The organism is Paenibacillus sp. KS-LC4 (assembly GCF_036894955.1).
GTDB lineage: Bacteria > Bacillota > Bacilli > Paenibacillales > Paenibacillaceae > Pristimantibacillus.
Genome location: NZ_CP145905.1, coordinates 5,888,963 through 5,909,612, shown reverse-complemented (window position 1 = coordinate 5,909,612; position 20,650 = coordinate 5,888,963). Strand labels below are relative to the sequence as shown.

The window sequence follows — 20,650 nt, the reverse complement described above, 5'->3', positions numbered from 1 at the left end:
AACGCCCCTTCGATTACTATTATGCACATTGTATTATATTTTATGTACATTGTGAATACAATGTGCGCATTGATATAACTTTTGATTGAAAATGAGGGCTGAAAATTTACAAATGGATTGAACGCGCACCAATTGAATAAGTGCACGTTGATTATATTCTAATCGTCATCCTCCAAAAGCTCAGTGAGCTCGGCGCGATCTGCGTCGTCTGCTGTTTTGTGAACCGTGCCGTATGGATGCTCAGCAGGCGCATAGATACTGTAGATTTTGAGCGGCTTGCTCCCTGTGTTGACGACATTGTGGAACATGCCGGAAGGAACCATAATGGCATAATCGGTTGCCGCAGGCTGCTGGAACGTAAGCTCATCTTCGCGCGGACCCATCAGCACCAGCGCTTCGCCCTCCTCAATCCGCAAAAATTGGTCAATATTTTTGTGGACCTCCAGCCCGACCTCGCCGCCGACCGGAATTGACATCGTCGTTACTTGCAGCTGTGCGCCTGTCCAAATAGCGGTGCGGAAATTTTCATTTTCAATCGTGAGCGCTTTAACATCGACAACATAAGGCTTGCGGCCAAAATCCGTCGTGCTATTGTAATCGCGCTGCTGATAGAAGAACAGATACGCGGCGACGCCTACTGCGAGCAGGCCTGTAATCGCGAATACGATCTTTGCCCCGAAGCCTGCCCAAGCAAAACCAATAATCAAGGTGCCGACGAGTGTCGCTACTGCCTGAAAGGTCATCATGACACCAAGGCCGGATGCACGCTCCTCCTGCTTGATATGCAGCGACATCCAGGCGCTGGTGAGCCCTTCAAAAACGCTTTGGAATACCGCATAAATAACAAACGCGGCAAAAACCAAAATCAAAGGCAGCTCATTTTGGCTGAGCAGCATATACGTTGCGCCAAGCGACAGCGCGCCAATGGCGAATGTTTTGGCAAAGCCGATGCGGTCGCTGAGTGAGCCTAAATAATAAATAATAACAGTACCTGTGAGATTATAAGCGACATAAGCGCTAATAATGAGCAGATCGCTTAGTCCGAGCTCGCGGGCTCGGAGCAGTAAATAAATATCTGTGCTTTTCAGCAGAGTAATAATCGTAATCAGGTACAAAATTCTTTTGTAGCTTGGCGAAGCGCCCGCATAATGGGTTTTGAGGCGGCGGTATAAGCCTTTAAGGCCGCCTTTTTCCGCAGTTGGCAGCTCCGTCTTGTCCTTCGCTTCTTTCAGAAACCAGCCAGCGACGATAGCGCCAATGCCGGGAATGATCGTCAGTCCAATAATAAGCGGGATGTTCTCGCTGTAGAAATACAAAATCGCCAGTGTAATAAGCGGGCCAAGCGTCGCACCTAGCGTATCGGCGGCACGGTGGAAGCCGAATACACGCCCGCGGGTGACGGGAGTTGAAGCATCGGCGAGCATCGCATCGCGCGGCGCATTGCGCACGCCCTTACCGAAACGGTCAATTAGGCGGAAGCCGAAAATCGCCCAGTAAGTCGGGAACAAGCCCATCAGCGGCTTGGCAAGCGCCGATATATGGTAGCCTGCATTCACGAGACCTTTGCGCTTCTTGAGCTGGTCGGAGTAGACGCCGCTGATGAGCTTAATGACGCCCGCCGCCAGCTGCGAAAGTCCTTCAATTAAGCCGATCAGGATGACGCCGTACCCAATATCACTTAGATAAAGCGGCATAATCGGATAAAGCATTTCCGTCGCAATATCAGTGAAGAAGCTGACAATCGACAGCACAATCACATTTCGGGACAAAAAAGCAGCCGTTTTTCGTTTCGTTGTTGGGTTCATAGTTTAGTACGCCAGTATAAAGGCTCCCCCTGCTATAATAGTGGATTCGTTCGTTAAGCTCGTCAGTTTAGGCGTCGAGTTATAGTCAGCAGCATCAATGCCTGGTGCCTGGCTGTTGTTGTTGACGCCCCATGCCCATACTTTTCCTTGCTCATCAAGCGCCAGTGAAAAATCATGTCCTGCGGCAATGCTTGCAATGGCAGGCAAACCAGCTACAATCTCAGGCTCAAACACGCCCTCAAGATTGCCTAGATTTTTACCTAGCTGGCCTGTGTTGTCCGCCCCCCAAGCCCAGACATTCCCGTCCTTGTCGAGCGCCATGGAATGTCGCGTACTGGTGGCAAGCGACACAATGCCGCTTAATCCAGGAATCGTTTCTGCTGGCACGATGTCCGCTGTTGGATAGCCCAGTTGTCCGTAGGCGTTGCAGCCTTTGGATTTCACGGTGCCATCCGGCTGAAGCGCAAGCACATGCCCAAAACCGGCTACGATTTGAGTGCTGCCTGCAAGCTCGGGAATTTCCACGGGAGTCAGGCTGCTTACGGCGACAAAGCCTTGAAATTCACAAAGCTCCTGCGTATCGCTGCTGCTTGGGTCGGCATTCGCATCGACATAATAGCTGATGCCGGTTGCCGATTGTCCAATGAGCTGCATCAGCTCAGCGAACGTCCGTTTTGTATCATTTTCACACTTGGCGCCCCAGCCATACACTTGTCCATTATCCAGTGTGACGAGCGAGAAGCGATGCCCTGCGGCGACGCTTGTTACTTTACCGGGAAGCGTAATCTGCGTTGGCTTGCGCAGATCGGTACGGTCGCCCGTGCCTAGCTGCCCAGCAATATTGTTGCCCCATACCCACAGGTTGCCATCTGTATCTTGCGCCAAGCTATGACGGAAGCCGGCACTGATGTGTGTAATCGTCGGCAAGCCCTCTACCTTCTGCGGCCCGCTCACAATGCCCTTGGCACTGTCGATGCCCACTTGCCCGTAGGTGTTATCGCCCCAGGAGTAGACATTTCCTTCCTCCGTCAGCACGAGTGAATGATCGAAGCCCGCCGCGACCTCGGCAACCTTTTCAGGAATATCAATGCTGCTGCTTGTACCGCTAGTCGAATAGTTTGCTAGCTGCCCGTGGGCGTTTTTGCCGCTGCCGGAAATGACCGTCTCGCTGTCCTTCTGCGTAGGAACCAGACTGTAAATGACACCCGCAACGATGGCGAATGCCAGCAGGGAGAACAGTATTTTAAAAGGAGCCCGCTGTCTGCTCATCCGTTTACTGAGCCGCCAGTCTGTAGTTGAAGGTTGTCGTAGGCAACCCATTTATCTCATTAAAGGTTACTTGGTTGTAAGCCGGCAGGCTTTGGGCGATGTTATCCTCGTCAGCTGTCATTTGGTCGCCAGTGAGGCTTGGAATAATGAGCTGGGTAATGACACCCTTGTAGCCATCTGCTGTCGTATTCGTATGAATGTGGCGCGTGCGGCCTGTGTATTCGCCTGGATAAATCGTCGTATATTCATAGTAGCCATTCTCATCGGTTGTAACGAAGCCGCGAAGCGAAAGCTCGCTTGCATTGTAGCTGCTGGCAGCGCCATTGGAGTTCGGGTGATAATTGCCGCTGTCATCTGCCTGCCAAATTTCGATTTTGGCGCCAACGACTGGAGCTGTGCCTGTCGCTCCTGCATAGACGTAGCCCTTCACCTTGATCTGCTCGCCTTCCAAATTATCGTAGTTCAGAACGCCATTTTCGAGCACGCTTGTACCCGTTACATAATAAGGTCCTTGTGTGACCTGCTGAGTAAGTCCGCTGTCATCCGCAGCATCTGTCGATTCAGAGCCAGTCGAGGTGCTGTTTTCTGCTGCTGCATTGCTCGCGGAATCGCTGCTCTCAGGCGCTTCGGTTGCATTTCCATTAGAGCAGCCGCTGGCAAGCAGCAGCGCTGCCAATATGAGAAGAGTCCATAGGTTCGTTTTTTTCATCGGTCAGTCTCCTTTTCGTTTGTGACAAGAGTATAACATTTCAATTTTTTAGTTGCCTGAATGGCAACTGAATGTTGGGTGCCTGTAGCCCTTCGCACATTGTTTGCCTCAATCCGAAAGCTTCAGAAAGCGCTACAACCAGCGGCCCTAAGCCATTATACAATATTTGCAGCGGCCTGCCTTTTGAAGTAGGATAAAGAAAGAAAAGGTATACTTTTAGGAGCAAGGGGGAAAAGGGCGGTGCAGCTGTCTACTGAAATGATTCAGGTAGGCTTCATTATCATGTCGGCTATCGGAGGACTTATGCTCATCTTTTTGCGTATCCGGGCAGGCAAACAGCCGACTACCCTTCGTAAAATCATTATCCCGCCAGTCGGCATGTCGACCGGGTTTATGATGTTCCTGGCGCCAATGACTCATATTCCATGGGGCTGGGGTGTAGCTGCCTTCGGGACAGGCCTGCTCGTTTTTTCTTTTCCGCTGGTCGTATCAACCCGGCTGGAGCGAATTGATGCCGATATTTATGTCAGGCGTTCCAAGGCTTTTATTTTCATCATGCTGACCCTATTCATTATTCGATTGGCGCTGCATAGCGTGGTGGAGCATTATATGTCGATTCCGCAGACGGGGGCGCTGTTCTATCTCGTGGCCTTCGGCATGATCATTCCGTGGCGTCTGGCAATGGTCAATGACTATCTTAGATTGAACAAGCTTTCTTCATAGATGAAATCGTATAAATAATAGAGCTATCTAAGGGGGAACAGGAATGGATAGAGCATTGACAGAACGTGTAAAGCTTACGCAAAAGAGGCTTCGGAAACGAACGATTACGGCCGTTCTTAATGAATTTGATCATAAAATTATGAGACTCAGCAGTCAGAAGCGTGAGGAGAAATACCGCAAAATGTCGCTAAGTCCTTTTTCCTTTTTCCGCGGCAGCGCCTATTTATTTTATATGGATGTGACGAGGGAGTGGTTTCCCTACCACACCCCGGCAGAGCGTCCGACCTGGATTCAGGGCGATTTGCATTTCGAAAATTTCGGTGCCTTCCGCAATGAGCAAGGGGCGCTTGTGTATGATGTGAATGATTTTGACGAGGGTTACTTGGGCTCCTATTTATATGATTTGCTGCGCATGTCGGTGAGCATAGCGCTTGTTTGCCGCATGAAGGGGGAAGCGGAGGAAGCCCAAAAGCTTCAAATCGAGGCCTATTTACGTGCCTATGTGAAACAAATGTGGAGGTTCGTCAAGGGCAAGGATGATCCGGCAACGTTCATAATGGATGAGGAGCGAGCAAGCGGCAAGGTAAGAAAGCTGCTTCGCAAGCTGCGCAAACGCAGGGACCAGCATTTTTTGGAAAAGGTTACGGCGCTCGTGCAGGAGCATCGCAGGTTTGCGCATACGGCTGAGATCGTCGCTCCGACGGAGAAAGAGCGCACTGCGCTACTAGAGGCGTGGCCGCAATATATAGAAAGCCTGCATGCTGATGATGCGCAGGAGGCTGCTCACTATCAAATTAAAGATATAGCGATTAAGCATGGCTCTGGAACAGCCTCAATCGGGCTGGATCGTTTTTATGTACTGATTGAAGCGGGCAGCGGCGAGCCAGGGCACGAGGATGATATTGTGCTGGAAGTGAAAGAGGTGCGGATTGCGGTTCCGGCCTATTTTCTGCCCTATGATGAGTCGTTCTGGACAGCGTTTGAGCATCAGGGCAAACGCGTGACGATGACCCAGCAGGCTATGCACCATGAGGCGGACCCATACCTTGGCCATCTGACGATAGGCGGCAGACAGTTTTATGTGCGGGAGCGTTCTCCCTTCAAGAAGCGGCTCAAGCTTGAATCGCTGGAGACGGCAGAGGATATGCTGATCGTGACAGAGACGATGGGCAAGCTGACCGCGAAGCTGCATGCGCGAGCGGATTCTGATGTGCAAAGCGGTATTCTGGACTATCATAGCGAGCATGAAATCGTCAAAGCGATGGGCAGTGACGAAGAGGCCTTTAGCCGCTTCATCGCAGAGTGGGCGATATCCTATGCAGATCAAGCAGAGCAGGATTATGCGCTGTTTGTAGATTGGCTGGGCAATAAGTCCAATACAGATTAACGAAAAAGTGTGTTTCGCAACTGCTGCCACATAGGAAGACAGGCCAAAACACAGACAAATAAATAAACCTACAATTAGGAGTGTGCATTCATGTCCATTTATGCTTATCAAGCGGATACGATTACAGGAAAGACGGTTAGTCTGGAGCAATATAAAGGCAAGGTCGTTATTATTGCCAATACGGCGAGCAAATGCGGCTTTACACCCCAATATGCTGATTTGCAAAAGCTGTATGAGCAGTACAAGGATCAAGGTCTGGAAATACTCGGCTTCCCAAGCAATCAATTTGGCGAGCAGGAGCCGGGCGGAAACTCGGATGTGCAAAGCTTTTGCCAGTTGAACTATGGCGTAACGTTCCCGCTTTTTGCGAAGACGGATGTACGTGACGAAACAGCACACCCGCTGTTCAACTATTTGACAGCCGAGGCGCCTTTTAATGGCTTTGATACATCCGCAGCAAGCGGCAAAATGCTTAGTGCATTTTTGACCGAAAAGCTGCCGCACTTTATGGATGGAGACTCCATCAAATGGAATTTCACCAAGTTCCTCATTGACAGGGAAGGGAAGGTTGTCAAACGTTTTGAATCGACCGATGAGCCACTCAGCATGAAGGAAGATATTGAGAAGCTGCTGTAGCTTTTAAAATAGGCCATAAGGCTGTTTCAAGCATCATTCATTTGATGTTTGGGGCGGCCTTTTTATTTTGTTGTAGGTTGCCCAACATGCTACTTCTCCCACCAAGTTACAGATGCGCCATTGCCCAGTATACCTAGCAAGCTTAGGGAGCCAAACACATTAATCGTAAGGGTCTGACCTGGCGGCACGACGATTTTGCCACCGAGTGGAATTTGAAAGGGGCCGGGATATAGCGCATAAACCTGGTAAGTGGTTCCCCCGCTTACGGTATTGATGGATGAAGCTGCGGTCGTTACGCTTGCAACACTGCTGCCAAGCACGAGGTTTGCAGGTGTTTGCGATGTAGAGGTGCCGATACTGCCTCCTTGAAAAATAGTTAATTGTCCGCTAAAGCCAGATAGCAGGCTTAGGGACACGTCGATATAACAGTATACCTGATCGAGGAAAAGCTGCTTGCCGCTGCCAACGGGATTAACGACCTGAAGCGACGTATTCACGGTGCCGCCGAGAATTCCTAGAGAGGCACTGTTGGAAGCATAAATGGAGAAGGCTCCAGCAGCAGCAGCTGAGGTGGCCGAATCTGAGGGGAGGTAACAGCCCAGTTTATTTATGGTGTTCGCAGCTTGCCCAATCAGCGGTTTATTGGAGGTATTAAAAATAGACTGGTTCGGCATTTAGGCTTCCCACCACACAATGTTGGTGGCTGCGGTAATGACGCCTGTCCCGACGGAAATCGTTATCGCCCGGTTTGGCGGCACAATGATCGCTCCCGTAAAAGTAAAGTTGAATACGCCTGCTGCCAGCAGCATGGTCATAAATAGCGTAGGTGTTCCGGTTATGGTTCCCGTAGCAACGCGAGCGGTGGCAATACTTGCTGTTGTATTGCCAAATTGGCTGTTAAATGGTGTGGGCGTGGTTCCCCCGGTGACTGTGCCGGTGGAATATAAATTAAGGGTAGCAGCAGCTGAAATACCGCCGGAGATACTGGAGATGTACAGTGATCTCCCGCTTCCAGAAGGGTTCGTAATTTGAATGAGCTGATTGTTTGCGGCACCAATGCTGCTACTTCCGCTTGTAACGATAAATAGCCGGCCGTTTACAGCTGCATTTTCCTCTGGCGGCGCTATGATGGCTGGTGAAGTATAAGCATTGTTGATGAGCATGCTTAAGGGGTTTTTTTCATTATTAAAAACAGCATTATTGGTCATTCCATCACCTCTTAAATCAAATCAATATATGACAGGATATGGGGATTAGCGATGATAGGTATGGGGACATGCCGCACGTTGTGAAGAAAAGGCGGATTTTACACGGACAGCTGCCGTCTCCGACACTTTCAAATGTACATACAGTGTGAGCACATGGACATAGAGAGGAAGCGAACGGGGAAGGACGTACGGGCATTCTTCTATCTCTTTCCTGTAATACTAAAAGGAAACTAGGTGATGGTATGCCAAACTTTTCGACGTTTAATCCGAATCCGGATAATTTACGTACATTAATATTTGGTAAAGACGACACACAAACAGCTCAGCCCCTTGCAACAGACACATCAGGCAACTTGCTGAACATTATGCTGGACGGTACAATTGGAAATTTAATGGGGGCGACAATTACCACTGGTACTATCGCAGCTGTCTTGGGAACGACAATCACGGCAGGAACATTGAACGCGGTGAACGGAGCGACGATCACGGCAGGCACGTTGAGCGCGGTGAATGGAGCAACGATCACAGCGGGCACGTTGAGTGCGGTGAATGGAGCAACGATTACAGCAGGGACGCTGAGTGCAGTATTAGGAGCGACGATCACAGCGGGCACATTGACGGCAGTGGAAGGAGCGACGATCACAGCAGGTACGTTGAGTGCAGTGAATGGAGCAACAATCACAGCAGGCACGTTGACGGCAGTGGAAGGAGCGACGATCACAGCAGGTACGTTGAGTGCAGTGAATGGAGCAACAATCACAGCAGGCACGTTGAGTGCAGTGAATGGAGCGACGATCACGGCAGGCACGTTGACGGCAGTATTAGGAGCAACGATTACAGCGGGCACGTTGAGTGCAGTGAATGGAGCAACGATCACGGCAGGGACGCTGACGGCAGTGGAAGGAGCAACGATCACAGCGGGCACGTTGACGGCAGTGGAAGGAGCGACGATCACAGCGGGCACGTTGAGTGCAGTGAATGGAGCAACGATTACGGCAGGGACGCTGAATGCAGTGAATGGAGCGACGATCACAGCGGGCACGTTGACGGCAGTGGAAGGAGCAACGATTACAGCAGGGACGCTGAGTGCAGTATTAGGAGCGACGATCACAGCGGGCACATTGACGGCAGTATTAGGAGCGACGATCACAGCAGGGACGTTGACGGCAGTATTAGGAGCAACGATCACAGCAGGTACGTTGAGTGCGGTGAATGGAGCGACGATCACGGCAGGCACGCTGACGGCAGTGGAAGGAGCAACGATCACAGCGGGCACGTTGACGGCAGTGGAAGGAGCGACGATCACAGCAGGGACGTTGACGGCAGTGGAAGGAGCGACGATCACAGCGGGCACATTGACGGCAGTGGAAGGAGCGACGATCACAGCAGGTACGTTGAGTGCAGTGAATGGAGCAACAATCACAGCAGGCACGTTGAGTGCAGTGAATGGAGCGACGATCACGGCAGGCACGTTGACGGCAGTGGAAGGAGCAACGATCACAGCGGGCACGTTGACGGCAGTGGAAGGAGCGACGATCACAGCGGGCACGTTGACGGCAGTGGAAGGAGCGACGATCACAGCAGGCACGTTGAGTGCAGTGAATGGAGCAACGATCACGGCAGGGACGCTGACGGCAGTGGAAGGAGCGACGATCACAGCGGGCACGTTGACGGCAGTGGAAGGAGCGACGATCACAGCGGGCACGTTGACGGCAGTGGAAGGAGCGACGATCACAGCGGGCACGTTGACGGCAGTATTAGGAGCAACGATCACAGCGGGTACGTTGAGTGCAGTGAACGGAGCGACGATCACGGCAGGGACGCTGACGGCAGTGGAAGGAGCAACGATCACAGCGGGCACGTTGACGGCAGTGGAAGGAGCGACGATCACAGCGGGCACGTTGACGGCAGTGGAAGGAGCGACGATCACAGCGGGCACGTTGACGGCAGTATTAGGAGCAACGATCACAGCGGGCACGTTGAGTGCAGTGAATGGAGCAACGATCACGGCAGGGACGCTGACGGCAGTAGAAGGAGCAACGATCACAGCGGGCACATTGACGGCAGTGGAAGGAGCGACGATCACAGCAGGTACGTTGAGTGCAGTGAATGGAGCGACGATCACAGCAGGGACGCTGAGTGCAGTATTAGGAGCAACGATCACAGCGGGTACGTTGAGTGCAGTGAACGGAGCGACGATCACGGCAGGGACGCTGACGGCAGTGGAAGGAGCGACGATCACAGCAGGCACGTTGACGGCAGTGGAAGGAGCGACGATCACAGCAGGCACGTTGAGTGCGGTGAATGGAGCAACAATCACAGCAGGCACGTTGAGTGCGGTAAATGGAGCAACAATCACAGCAGGCACGTTGAGTGCGGTATTGGGAGCGACGATCACAGCAGGCACGTTGAGTGCGGTATTGGGAGCGACGATCACAGCAGGCACGTTGAGTGCAGTGGAAGGAGCGACGATCACAGCAGGCACGTTGAGTGCAGTGGAAGGAGCAACGATCACAGCGGGCACGTTGACGGCAGTGGAAGGAGCGACGATCACAGCGGGCACGTTGAGTGCAGTGGAAGGAGCGACGATCACAGCAGGCACGTTGACGGCAGTGGAAGGAGCGACGATCACAGCAGGCACGTTGAGTGCGGTGAATGGAGCAACAATCACAGCAGGCACGTTGAGTGCGGTGAATGGAGCAACAATCACAGCAGGCACGTTGAGTGCAGTGAATGGAGCGACAATCACGGCAGGGACGCTGACGGCAGTATTAGGAGCGACGATCACAGCAGGCACGTTAAGTGCAGTGAATGGAGCGACGATCACAGCGGGCACATTGACGGCAGTATTAGGAGCGACGATCACGGCAGGCACGTTGAGTGCGGTGAATGGAGCAACAATCACAGCAGGCACGTTGAGCGCAGTGAATGGAGCGACAATCACGGCAGGCACGTTGAGTGCGGTGAATGGAGCGACGATCACAGCAGGGACGTTGACGGCAGTATTAGGAGCGACAATCACAGCAGGCACGTTGGGTGCGGTGAACGGAGCAACGATCACGACGGGTACACTGAGCAGCGTAACGTCAATTTCACAAAGGAGCTTCCAGGAAAGCTCCAGCTTGAATATTGTAACAGCAGACGCATATACGGCATTGACCGCTGTTACGACCAGCGTATTTGGCACTTATTCCTTCTTCGTATACAATCGGGGACCGGGAGCCAATCGTGCAGATGCGCGTGTGGAAATTAGCGCTAATGGATCGAACTGGTATACGGATGTTGAAACGGTAACGGGCATTGCCACAGGATCGGTGGATGTGCTGGTGCCGCAGCGTTTCTTAAAATACACGCGGCTTTCGTACCGCTCCAGTCTAGCGGGCTCGTCGACGACGCTGGATGTATTTTTCAACGGACAGGGCAACTAAATTAGGAGGGCTTTCGTCATGCTGCTGGGAGTTCACATTATCGCTCGCAACGAAGAGGATGTACTGAGCCGCTGTCTCAAAAGCATTAAAAATATCGCAGACGAAATTATCGTTGCAGATTCAGGCTCTACGGATGGCACGATAGAGCTGGCCAGCCAATATGGAGCCAGAGTGCTGCATGTGGAATGGCAGGATGACTTTTCCAGCGTCCGCAATGCGGCACTTGAACAGGCGCGTACGCTCTGGGTTTTGGTGCTGGATGCCGACGAATGGCTGGAAGGCGAGACGGGTCAAGCGTTAAGGCAAGAGCTGCGGCAGACGAAAAATCCCGCTTTCCGTCTGCCGATGCGTCATCTATATGATGACGCATCGGCAGACCACTGTCTTTACAGCCAAGCACTTAGGTTGTTTCGAGCCGACCGCGGCTACTGTTATGAAGGTGAAATCCATGAACAGCTTATTTCCAGCTCCATTGAAAGCGGGTGTGCTTCTGAGGCGAGAAGTATAGACGGGCCGCTGCTTCAAACACCGCTCACGCTTGTTCACGACGGGTATAAGCCTTCAGTCATTGCCCGCAAAAATAAAGCCGAAAGAAATTTACGGATCATTGACAGGCAGCTGTCCCAGCGGCCTCATGATCCTTTTTGTCTTTACAACTACGGGGTGACGATGTGTCAGCTGGGTAGAACGGCTGAGGCTGAGCCTGCGCTACGTGCTTCTTGGGCAGCGGTGCCAATAAACGCCCCCTATCGCCCTTCGCTCATTCGGGACTATGCAAAAGTGCTGCTCGCACTTGCAAAGCCAGAGGAAGCGTTGGCTCTGCTCCGCGAAGAAGTGCTGCGTTACCCAAACTATGCAGATCTCCATATGCTCATGGGTGAGGCGCTCTCTTCTGCCGGGATGCTTACAGAAGCAGCACAAGCCTATGAGATGGCGGTCCTTATATCTACCAAATCATTAGGGCGGCTAGATAGAGCCTCAAATAAGTTCTCTGCTGGCGAGTATATTACCGAGCTTGGTGCAGATGGAACGTTTATTCGAACGGCATTGGGGGCGGTGCAGAAGCGTATGGGAAACCATGAGGCGGCAATTAGACACTATGAGCTGGCGCTCGTTGCAGTATGGCATCAGCCAGCGGCTGTAGGCATGGCGGATACGCTTCAGCTTATTGGTTGGAGCGATATGGCTATAGCGGAGCGCTTGAGGGCGTTATTCGCCGTTGGAGAGCGGCGGGATTCGGTCAACAAACGCTTAGCCTCCGTCATGCAGCAGATTGGCGCTTGGCAATGCGCCAGAGAGCTGTGGATGGAAGGCGCGATTGAGGCGGGCCTAATTGTTGCTGTAAGAGGGCATGATGGAATGCCGGATCGGGATTCCTTTTCAACGGAGCAGTCGGACTGGAGTATAGAAGAAATTCGCCAATTTGGCGTATGCCTCATGGCTTGCGGTCAATATGCGGAGGCAAATGCGCTCTGGGAGTCTTGGCTTGATCGTATGCCGATAGCAGATCGAGAGGCTATAAAGGATTCGGATGAACAGACTGTTCTGAGTTCACTTGCTCGCGATTGGACTTTATGCTGCTGGCAGCTTGATGAAACGATAAAAGAAGGAATAGGCCTTGGAGCGCTGCAGCGCTATCTGGGGTGGGAGCAGGCGAATGGCCGTATTTTTTCAGTGGAAAAAGAGTGGTTCGATCAGCTTGGCGAGCAGACAGCTGCCCTTTATGTAAAACAGGCCATCGAGCTGAATATGCTTCCGCTGGCGGCAAGGCTGACGGCTTGTCATCAGGGGCTGCAATTGGAAAGCGAGCAATTGCTTTATGATAACGGATATGTCGAGGCGGCAGCGGAGCTTATGCTTCGCAGTTATGCCAGAGAAGGCGCAATGAGCGCGGGGCAGCAATTTCGGCTAGGAGAGCTGCTGTATGATAAAGGGCTCTACGGTGAAGCATTATCCCTATTCGAAAATATATCCGAAGCAGGCGAGTATGGTGATCGCGCACAGCTTGGCTCAGCGGCAGCTTGCCTCCAAATGGGAATTGCAGCGCTGGAGCCCGGCCAATATAGCGGCAGTCGAGGCTGGGACGGCAGTTGGGCCGTGCAGGATGAGGAGCGGCTTCGCGCAGCACTTGCACGGGTGAATGCGCTCGGCTGGCACACGAGCTGGAATGCCGTGCAGAGGAGGCGGACGAATGGCGGGGCAGCGGAAGCTGATCTCTTTATGCATGATCGTTAAAGATGAGGAGAAGCATTTGCCGAATTGTTTGACCAGCGTCAAAGGCATAGTGGACGAAATCATTGTGGTGGATACCGGATCAATGGATCGGACGGTTGAAATAGCGCAAAGCTTTGGAGCGACGGTCATAAGGGCGGAGTGGGAGCAGCATTTTTCCAAGGCGCGGAATTTGGGGCTCGATGCGGCGCGCGGGGAATGGATTCTATTTCTCGATGCCGATGAAGCGCTGGATTCGGCTGGCGGAAGGCAGCTGCGGGTGTGGGCCCAAGATGAGGAGCTGATGGCGCTCTTGCTTCAGGTGCGGAACGTCATTGGCGATGAGGGAGCGTCAGGCTCCACCGTTCATCCGGTGCTCCGCATGTTCCGTAATGCCGAGCAGCACCGATTTGAGGGGCGGATACATGAGCAAATCGCAGCGGCGATTTTGCGCGGGAATCCGGAAGCGAAATTTCAAATGACGGATGTTGTCATTCATCATTATGGCTACAGGGCGCAGGATGTTTTAGAGAAAAATAAGCTGGAGCGCAATATGAAGCTGCTCCAATTCGCGCTCGCGGAGGAGCCGTCGAATACGTTTCACCACTACAATATAGGCGTGGAGTTTTTGCGGCGGGGCGAGGCGGTTAAGGCGCTGGATGCTTTTCGAAGGGCGCGCAGCTCACAGGAATTTGCGCATTTAAACTATGCTCATCTTGTAATCAAATATGAAGTGCGAAGCCTCCATGCCTTGGAAAAATGGGCCGAAGCCGCCGAGGTCGCAGCGGACGGTGCCTCCCGCTATCCGGATTATACGGATATGTGGCATTATTGGGCGCTTAGCCTCGCGCAGCTTGGAAGCTTGCGGGAAGCAGCCCAGACAGCAGAGCATGCACTTGAGCTAGCAGGTGCGCCCGCTCACTACCATACAGAAGAGGGCATTGGGACGTATCGCACCGCCTACTTGCTAGGGCGCATCAGCGAAGCTTTGCTCGATGAGCAAGGGCTGGTGTCCGCCTATGTGGCGGCGCTGCGGCAGCAGCCTAGCCTGCTGCCGCCACTGTTCAGGCTGTGCAGGTATTTTCGCGCAGCGGGCGAGGAAGAACGGCTGTTAGCTGTCCTTGCCGCACGTATCGGCTGCCCTAATGAGGGAGCTGTACGCAAGCTTGCCGCCGTTATGCTGGCTTCCGGCTGCCCTGCTGCGGCTGCCGATTGGCTGCGATGGCAGGCGGATTTGCAGGAGCAGCATGAGCATCGCCAATTGCTTCGTAAGCAGGCGGAGGCTATTGAGCGGCGGGAGTACAGCGGGCTTCCGCTGCCAGATGAGCTGGCACAGCAGCTCGCAAGGGATGCGGAGTGGAGCATAGGCTATGGTGTAGGGGATAAGGGAAGTGCGGGAAGTACAGGAAGTACAGGAAGTGCGGCTGTAACCGCCCGCCAGTGGTGGCTGCGAGCCGATCAATGGCTGGCAAAGCACCAGCAGCTGCGGCAGGCTGGCCAGAATGGCCGAGCGAGCTTGAGGAAAGAGGCGATCCAGCTTACTCGTTTGCTGCTGCCGGGTGAGGAGGGCTGGTAGACAGAAAGCGAAGCAGCAGGGAGGGGTTGTGGATGCAGGGTGAAAATGTGGATGCAGCGTTTCGTGAAGGCGGTGCCGATGATGCATGGGGGGAGAAAGCGAGGGCAGTAGAGTCGGAAAAGCTGCCCTTATCTTTGTGTATGATTGTGCGCGATGAGGAAAGGTTTTTGGAGAGCTGCCTGGAATCCGTCCTCCCCTATGTGAGTGAAATGATCATCGTCGATACGGGCTCGGTTGACCGGACGGTGGAAATCGCGCGATCATATGGCGCTCGGGTACTGCAAGCTACGTGGCACAGCGATTTTTCGCGGGCTCGCAACAAAGGGCTGGAGGCGGCCGTGCAGCCATGGATTTTAGTGCTTGACGCTGATGAGCGGCTGGAGCCGCTGCAGCTGGAACAGTGGCGGATGCTGCTTGCGGATGAGGAGCACTTCGGCTATTATGTCCGGCTTATTAGCCGGATAGGGTGCGAAGGAGCGGAAGATGAGCTGACGGATGCGGTATGCCGCTTGTTCCGCAACGATGAGCGGATTCGGTTTGCAGGCGCTATTCACGAGGAGACGGCGACAGCTGTCGCTGCGCTGGAGCGGGGCGGCTTGCTGCTTGCTCCGGTCGTCGTGCGTCATGAGGGCTATCGGGATGAGGTGATAGCCGCACGGGGCAAAAAACAACGGAACGCCGCTATTTTGCAAAACGCCTTGCGGCGTAATCCCGCAGATCCCGTCCTGCGCTATGCCATGGGCACGGAATGCTGTACCTATGGCGATTGGGAAAAAGCGATTGGCTGGCTCGAGCCGCTTGCCGCCGAGCTGCCGCCGGATTGCGGCTACGCGTCGGATGTGCTGCTTAAGCTGAGCCGCTCTTGCCTGGCAAGAGGGACAGCGGAAGCGGCGGCGCATTGGGCGGAAAGGGGAGTCAAAGCATTCGGCTACGCTGATTTCCCTGATTTATATGAAGCTTGGGCAGCAGCGCTGCTGGAATTGGATTTTGCTGAGGAAGCGTTAAAAAAGCTGGAGATAGCGCTTGAGCTTGGAACGGCAGCCAGCTTTTATTCGTCAGCCGCAGGAGCGGGGAGCTACCGTTCCATGTGCGGAGCAGGCTTTTGCCATGAGCGGATGTATGAGTGGCAAGCGGCTGCTGACCGCTACGTGGCCGCCATTCAGGCGCGGCCAGACTATGCTCCGGCTTGGGAACGGCTGCTGCTGCTAGGGGCGTGGGACGAAGGGATACGCAGCAAATGGCTGCTGGCAAGCACAAGTATTCTTCAGGCAGATAAAGGTGAAACGTCGAAGCAGGAAGGACGGACAGGAGAAGGGCTAAAACAGCAAAAGCTATTGAACGACCTGCTGGGCAAGCTTGCTTATATGGGCTTGGAACGGCAGCCGGAGGTGTCCGCTCAGCTGATTGAAGCGTTGGCGGAGCGCGACCAACGCATTTTTTGGCAAGGTCTGCTGCTTGTTCAGCAGGGCGACAAGGCTGGCGGCTCCCAGCTATGGCAAAGCCTGCCCGCCGGGAAATGGCGGGAGGCTTATACGGCGGCGCTGGACTCGTCAGCAGGCGATGACTCAGCTCGTGCGGGAGGCGGAGCCGACTCCGCACTGGTGACACAGGCGCTGCATCATGTGCGCGACTGGCAAGCGCTTTGCGCCAGCGGCGGCGCACCGGCGGATGCGCCGCCGCTGGCGTGGTGCAGCCTGCTGCGCATGCAGGCTGCAAGCCCAGGCCGCCAGCCGGCAGCTTCGCCGCCGGCCGAGGCCTTGCTCGCGCCCGCAGCAAAGCTGGCCGCGGGCGCCTTCGCAGCAGCGGCAGGCGCCTGGCCTGCTGCCGCTGCGCATTTTACGGCGGCGCGCGCTGCTGCCGCGCCGCCCTGGCTCGCGCGTGCGGCGGCCTCCGGCGCAGCCGCCGCCTACGCGTCCCGCGCCCGGCTGCTATGCGGCCGCCGGGCGGACAGCCACGCAGCACGCGGCGTCAGTCCCGCGCCCGCGCCGCTGCAAAGCGAAACCGAGCTGATGCAGCGCATCAGCTCGGCCCTATTCCCCTTGCGGCTGCTATAACGACAGCCGCTTCCTTATATAAATGGCATAATGCTTATAGCACGAATGCGTTCAAGGCATCCCTGCTCTGGTGTTATGTCATTGTTCGTTATGCCGTTATCTCATTGTTCGTTACCTCGTTCTGCTGTTGTTCGTTATGTCATGGTGTCGTTATCTCATTATGCTGTTGTTCGTTATGCCGTTATGCCGTTGTTCGCTATGTCTCTAGTCTCTACGTCGTTAAGCCATTATATCGCTATATCTATGTCTCAGCATTCCGCCCCAGCTTCTCCAACTGGGCCGCAATTAGGCGCTCCCACCTGCTGCTCCATCTCGCTTCATCGAAGGCGAGCGCGGTTTGACGGGCGGAAGCCCCCATTTCGCTCCGAAGAGAGGCGTCGCCAAGCAAGTCGCATATCGCTTCATAAATCGGTACCCATCGAGGGGGGACGAGGCGTCCGTTCAGACCATCAATGACGATGTCATTGAGCCCGCCGATATCCGTGGCGACGACGGGTACGCCGCAGCTCATCGCCTCCAAGCATGAGAGGGAGGTTCCCTCGGAATAAAGCGTAGGAATGACGGCAATATCTGCCGCATGATAGGCAGCTAACACGTTATCAAAGCTGTAGGTCCGCACGAGGATGCGCTCCTTATGCGGCTGAGCCTCTAACCAGAGCTGAAAAGCGGCGGCAACGGGAGTATGCTCCAGCAGCTCCCCCGCGAACTCCACGGTCACATTTGCAAAACGGTTCAGCAGCTTATCTGTCACGAGCATCATCGCTACAACACCGCGCTCATAGCTCAGCCTTCTTGGATAAAGCACGCGCAGCGGCTTATAGTCCGTCTGTTTCTTTTCATAGGCGTGCCCCTCGACATCCTTCGGTGAGAGACGATTTGCCGATGTCTCGTTTTTAGGAAGAAATCGGCTAGTGTCCACCGAATTTGGCAGCAAGGCGATTTTGGAGGAATCGTCAAACTCGCAGGTGGCGCGGCAATAGGTTTGAAAATGCGAGTCGACCGACACGATCAGGTCGAGCTGGCGGATGGCGCTGCCGATTATGGCGGCGATGTTCGCTTTCGTTTTCAGCTCCATGCGGCTGTAATCCCAGTTGATGCCGTGGCAGATGCCGATGCTGCCGGGACGATAAGCAATGGGCTGCCAAATGCAGCTCGCATATATAATAAGACCCTCAGCGGCATCCGCCATACGCTCGAAGGCGGCAGCCAATGCGTCCACCTCATAGGTCCAGCCGCGGACTGGACTCCCTTCGTAGCTGGTGAAGAATTCACCATAATAAGAGAGCTGGTAGACGAGCGGGCGCAGTCCCATCCTTGCAATGGTGCGGCACAGCAGTCCTACATAACGCTCAAGCCCGCCGCCGAAGGGACGGGTATACTGCTGCTGATAGGCATTCAAATAGCTATGGGTCAATATCGTAACGTCAGCCCGTGCATCCCCATTGCCCATTCTTCTACTCCCCCTTCGGCACTATTCGCTCCGCCCAGCGAACTAGCCGGGGGTTCGGATCAAGAATCGAGGCATAGTGGGCGAGGCTGCCCCATTTGCCCTCCGGGTCAAGCTGCATGTACCGCTCATATTTTTGAAGGCGCTGCTCCGCGCTTCCTGCCCATCCGAAATGCTTAATACGCAGCTCTGTCAGCGCTCCGGGAAGCGCACTGCAAGTGAGTGGGAGACGCGGCACATGATGGGCCCATTGCGGATAGGCATAATGATAGCCGGGCAAGTAGCGAGTGAGAGTCACCGTCGGTCGTTGATGCAAATTCCACCAGGCATCCTCTCGGTAATGCGTCACAGACCCCCAGAAATCATACATGCGAAAAGCAACCCAGTCATATGCTCCCTGATTGATCAAGCTTCGCATCTCAGTCTTGGCGGCTTCCTCATAAAATTCGTCCGCATCAACCGCAAGCAGCCAGTCGGGCTCGGTTTCCTCGGCCGCCCGCCACAGCATTTGGCGGAGCCGCCATTCGCAGCCGAACAGCCGCTCCTCATTTTCCACCAGCCTCACAACTTTGCGGCAGGCTTTGCAAATTTCAACGGTTGCGTCGGTGCTTGCATCATCCACAATGACAATTTCATCGACGTAGCTGGACAGGTCGTCAAGCAGCGCTTCCAAATAGCGGCCTTCCTCATTGCGTACTTGCATAATAGCGGTGAGCTTATTGCCTGTCGTTTTGCGAGGCATGCGAAATGGCTTTAAACCGCTCATGACTGAACCTCCTTATCGCGATGGTGCGCCTGCTCCATTACGATATGATCGAGCTTGGCAAGCTCGATGATGTTGCCAAGCGCTTCGATGTTAGTCTCCGCTGCGACAAGGCAGCAATGGATCGCTTCATGGCGCTTGCCCTGAAGCAGCAGCACCGTGCCGGTCATCAGCTGAAGCTGCTCGCGTTCCGCGATACTCCTTAGCGGCTCCTTCGACAGCAGCAGGTAGGCGCTTTCCAGTCTGCCGCTTTGCAGGTAAAGCTCGGCAAGCAGCTTGCGGGCTTCCGGGTCGGCTTGTAGTGGCTTAAGCCTTACAATCGCTGATCGGTAATCATCGTTGAGCTGGTACAGAAGTGCCTCAGCTAGGAGGGGCTTGCCGCCATCCATCCACTGGAGCAGCCGCGCACCCTGCAATCGCTCTTCTTCGGAAAGCGCTGTATGCAGATAGGTGCACACCGCTTCATCTAGCAATCCCAGCTCCAGCTGCATGGCGGAGCGAAACCGATAAATTTGCTGGAGCGCCTGCTCGCGCCCATCCAGTACGGCTTGCTCAAAGGCGGCGAGCAGCTCGCCTTGCGCTCGAAGACTTTCGCCAGTCAAATAGCGATATACCGCATGGAAAAAAAGCTGGTCCGTCAGCCTGCGCCTATGACCGTCTGGAAGGCCAGCTGGATTCTCTTCCGCGCTCGCCGCTGCTTGCCTGCTTTGTTGCTGCGGTGCAGCGTCTTGCTCAGCCTCAGCAAGGTTGTTCTGCCCCAGCGCCGTCGGATCGGCCTGCATCCTTAATTCAGCAAGTCTTCTTGCGGCCTGCGTTTTATCGGCCTGCTCCTCATGCCAAATGGCGCGGAACCGTTGTTGCAGCCGTATAAGCATCTGCGATTCATAGCCGTCTATATGCCATTCTATCGCTTGTCTCGCCAGCAGATCGGACGTTTCATCGGTGCCATCAAGCAGAAAAATATCGCCGCGGCAAAAGGCCTGCTCCAAATAAAAGGCTTCAGTGGCAGCAACAACGAGCGTCGCCCGTGCGCACAGCCAGCTGCGATAGGAGCGCCATTGCTCTTCTTCCTGCGGCTCTGAATCGGGAAGATAGGCGATCAGGCTGCGCGGAGCCAGTGGTGCTGCGATATGCGTCCAGCAAGGATGGAGCACAAGTGCGCAGGTGTGATCCCAATCCTGCTCAGGCAGACGAGCGAGCGATAGGGGAGCGATAGATGCGGCGATTGCCCAGCTTGGTAGTGCGTCCTCTGCAATCATATAGATTTGACGTTGCTCTCCGAGCTTGGCAAGCCAGTCGCGCTCCGCCGCAGGGAAAGCTTCAAACCCGCTGTAGGGAAATATAACGATCGGGTTCCCAGTCATGATGTCTTCACCATCCGTTCAGGTTGCAAGGGCATCTGGCAGCACATGCCATGCCGCGAGCAAATACGTT

15 protein-coding genes are annotated in these 20,650 nt (G+C 54.3%); 7 read left to right on the top strand and 8 right to left on the bottom strand.

The window, feature by feature from the left end; genetic code table 11:
* Window positions 1-158 precede the first annotated feature (158 nt).
* From V5J77_RS25055 to V5J77_RS25045, 3 genes are read right to left on the bottom strand one after another with little or no spacing between them, the layout of a single operon-like run.
* The gene (locus tag V5J77_RS25055) at window positions 159-1,805 is read right to left on the bottom strand and encodes an MFS transporter (RefSeq protein ID WP_338553503.1); all 1,647 of its coding nucleotides are present in this window, start codon (window positions 1,803-1,805) and stop codon (window positions 159-161) included.
* A gap of 3 nt (window positions 1,806-1,808) precedes the next feature.
* Window positions 1,809-3,074, bottom strand: a complete 1,266-nt coding sequence (locus V5J77_RS25050) for a hypothetical protein (protein ID WP_338553502.1) — start codon at window positions 3,072-3,074, stop codon at window positions 1,809-1,811.
* A 4-nt stretch (window positions 3,075-3,078) separates the two neighbouring features.
* A complete protein-coding gene (locus V5J77_RS25045) occupies window positions 3,079-3,783 on the bottom strand; it encodes a hypothetical protein (protein ID WP_338553501.1) in 705 nt (234 codons plus the stop codon).
* A gap of 240 nt (window positions 3,784-4,023) precedes the next feature.
* On the opposite strand from V5J77_RS25045, the gene V5J77_RS25040 reads away from it, so the two are divergent.
* From V5J77_RS25040 to V5J77_RS25030, 3 genes are all read left to right on the top strand, one after another.
* Window positions 4,024-4,506: a cytochrome c biogenesis protein CcdC gene (locus V5J77_RS25040; protein WP_338553500.1), complete on the top strand. Its 483-nt coding sequence runs from the start codon at window positions 4,024-4,026 to the stop codon at window positions 4,504-4,506.
* A gap of 43 nt (window positions 4,507-4,549) precedes the next feature.
* Complete coding sequence (locus V5J77_RS25035) at window positions 4,550-5,893, top strand: DUF2252 family protein (RefSeq protein ID WP_338553499.1); 1,344 nt, start codon at window positions 4,550-4,552, stop codon at window positions 5,891-5,893.
* 90 nt (window positions 5,894-5,983) lie between these two features.
* The gene (locus V5J77_RS25030; RefSeq protein ID WP_338553498.1) at window positions 5,984-6,529 is read left to right on the top strand and encodes a glutathione peroxidase; all 546 of its coding nucleotides are present in this window, start codon (window positions 5,984-5,986) and stop codon (window positions 6,527-6,529) included.
* Window positions 6,530-6,618: 89 nt separating this feature from the next.
* On the opposite strand, the gene V5J77_RS25025 is transcribed toward V5J77_RS25030, so the two are convergent.
* Together V5J77_RS25025 and V5J77_RS25020 are read right to left on the bottom strand one after the other, a co-directional pair.
* Window positions 6,619-7,203: a hypothetical protein gene (locus V5J77_RS25025; RefSeq protein ID WP_338553497.1), complete on the bottom strand. Its 585-nt coding sequence runs from the start codon at window positions 7,201-7,203 to the stop codon at window positions 6,619-6,621.
* Window positions 7,204-7,737 (bottom strand): hypothetical protein, encoded by a 534-nt coding sequence (locus tag V5J77_RS25020; RefSeq protein ID WP_338553496.1) that lies wholly within the window; start codon window positions 7,735-7,737, stop codon window positions 7,204-7,206.
* A gap of 242 nt (window positions 7,738-7,979) precedes the next feature.
* On the opposite strand from V5J77_RS25020, the gene V5J77_RS25015 reads away from it, so the two are divergent.
* From V5J77_RS25015 to V5J77_RS25000, 4 genes are read left to right on the top strand one after another with little or no spacing between them, the layout of a single operon-like run.
* Window positions 7,980-11,165, top strand: coding sequence for a DUF6385 domain-containing protein (locus tag V5J77_RS25015; RefSeq protein WP_338553495.1), 3,186 nt, complete (start codon window positions 7,980-7,982; stop codon window positions 11,163-11,165).
* A gap of 18 nt (window positions 11,166-11,183) precedes the next feature.
* Window positions 11,184-13,400, top strand: a complete 2,217-nt coding sequence (locus V5J77_RS25010; RefSeq protein WP_338553494.1) for a glycosyltransferase — start codon at window positions 11,184-11,186, stop codon at window positions 13,398-13,400.
* Window positions 13,357-14,952 (top strand): glycosyltransferase, encoded by a 1,596-nt coding sequence (locus tag V5J77_RS25005; RefSeq protein ID WP_338553493.1) that lies wholly within the window; start codon window positions 13,357-13,359, stop codon window positions 14,950-14,952. The genes V5J77_RS25010 and V5J77_RS25005 overlap by 44 nt, the downstream gene beginning before the upstream one ends.
* A gap of 32 nt (window positions 14,953-14,984) precedes the next feature.
* A complete protein-coding gene (locus V5J77_RS25000; protein ID WP_338553492.1) occupies window positions 14,985-17,006 on the top strand; it encodes a glycosyltransferase in 2,022 nt (673 codons plus the stop codon).
* Between the two features lie 241 nt (window positions 17,007-17,247).
* On the opposite strand, the gene V5J77_RS24995 is transcribed toward V5J77_RS25000, so the two are convergent.
* Genes V5J77_RS24995 through V5J77_RS24985 form a run of 3 tightly spaced genes read right to left on the bottom strand, consistent with a single transcriptional unit; the run spans window position 17,248 to window position 20,580 of the window.
* A complete protein-coding gene (locus tag V5J77_RS24995) occupies window positions 17,248-18,456 on the bottom strand; it encodes a glycosyltransferase family 4 protein (protein ID WP_338553491.1) in 1,209 nt (402 codons plus the stop codon).
* Window positions 18,457-18,460: 4 nt separating this feature from the next.
* A complete protein-coding gene (locus V5J77_RS24990; RefSeq protein ID WP_338553490.1) occupies window positions 18,461-19,219 on the bottom strand; it encodes a glycosyltransferase in 759 nt (252 codons plus the stop codon).
* Window positions 19,216-20,580 (bottom strand): hypothetical protein, encoded by a 1,365-nt coding sequence (locus tag V5J77_RS24985; RefSeq protein ID WP_338553489.1) that lies wholly within the window; start codon window positions 20,578-20,580, stop codon window positions 19,216-19,218. The genes V5J77_RS24990 and V5J77_RS24985 overlap by 4 nt, the downstream gene beginning before the upstream one ends.
* Between the last annotated feature and the right edge of the window lie 70 nt (window positions 20,581-20,650).

Excerpts from the sequence above, each read along its gene's own strand:
- V5J77_RS24985 (WP_338553489.1), bottom strand. The coding sequence starts at position 20,580 with ATGACTGGGAACCCGATCGTTATATTTCCCTACAGCGGGTTTGAAGCT.
- V5J77_RS25025 (WP_338553497.1), bottom strand. The coding sequence starts at position 7,203 with ATGCCGAACCAGTCTATTTTTAATACCTCCAATAAACCGCTGATTGGG.
- V5J77_RS25045 (WP_338553501.1), bottom strand. The coding sequence starts at position 3,783 with ATGAAAAAAACGAACCTATGGACTCTTCTCATATTGGCAGCGCTGCTG.
- V5J77_RS25050 (WP_338553502.1), bottom strand. The coding sequence starts at position 3,074 with ATGAGCAGACAGCGGGCTCCTTTTAAAATACTGTTCTCCCTGCTGGCA.
- V5J77_RS25055 (WP_338553503.1), bottom strand. The coding sequence starts at position 1,805 with ATGAACCCAACAACGAAACGAAAAACGGCTGCTTTTTTGTCCCGAAAT.
- V5J77_RS25020 (WP_338553496.1), bottom strand. The coding sequence starts at position 7,737 with ATGACCAATAATGCTGTTTTTAATAATGAAAAAAACCCCTTAAGCATG.
- V5J77_RS25010 (WP_338553494.1), top strand. The coding sequence starts at position 11,184 with ATGCTGCTGGGAGTTCACATTATCGCTCGCAACGAAGAGGATGTACTG.
- V5J77_RS25005 (WP_338553493.1), top strand. The coding sequence starts at position 13,357 with ATGGCGGGGCAGCGGAAGCTGATCTCTTTATGCATGATCGTTAAAGAT.
- V5J77_RS25030 (WP_338553498.1), top strand. The coding sequence starts at position 5,984 with ATGTCCATTTATGCTTATCAAGCGGATACGATTACAGGAAAGACGGTT.
- V5J77_RS25035 (WP_338553499.1), top strand. The coding sequence starts at position 4,550 with ATGGATAGAGCATTGACAGAACGTGTAAAGCTTACGCAAAAGAGGCTT.
- V5J77_RS24995 (WP_338553491.1), bottom strand. The coding sequence starts at position 18,456 with ATGGGCAATGGGGATGCACGGGCTGACGTTACGATATTGACCCATAGC.
- V5J77_RS24990 (WP_338553490.1), bottom strand. The coding sequence starts at position 19,219 with ATGAGCGGTTTAAAGCCATTTCGCATGCCTCGCAAAACGACAGGCAAT.
- V5J77_RS25015 (WP_338553495.1), top strand. The coding sequence starts at position 7,980 with ATGCCAAACTTTTCGACGTTTAATCCGAATCCGGATAATTTACGTACA.
- V5J77_RS25000 (WP_338553492.1), top strand. The coding sequence starts at position 14,985 with ATGCAGGGTGAAAATGTGGATGCAGCGTTTCGTGAAGGCGGTGCCGAT.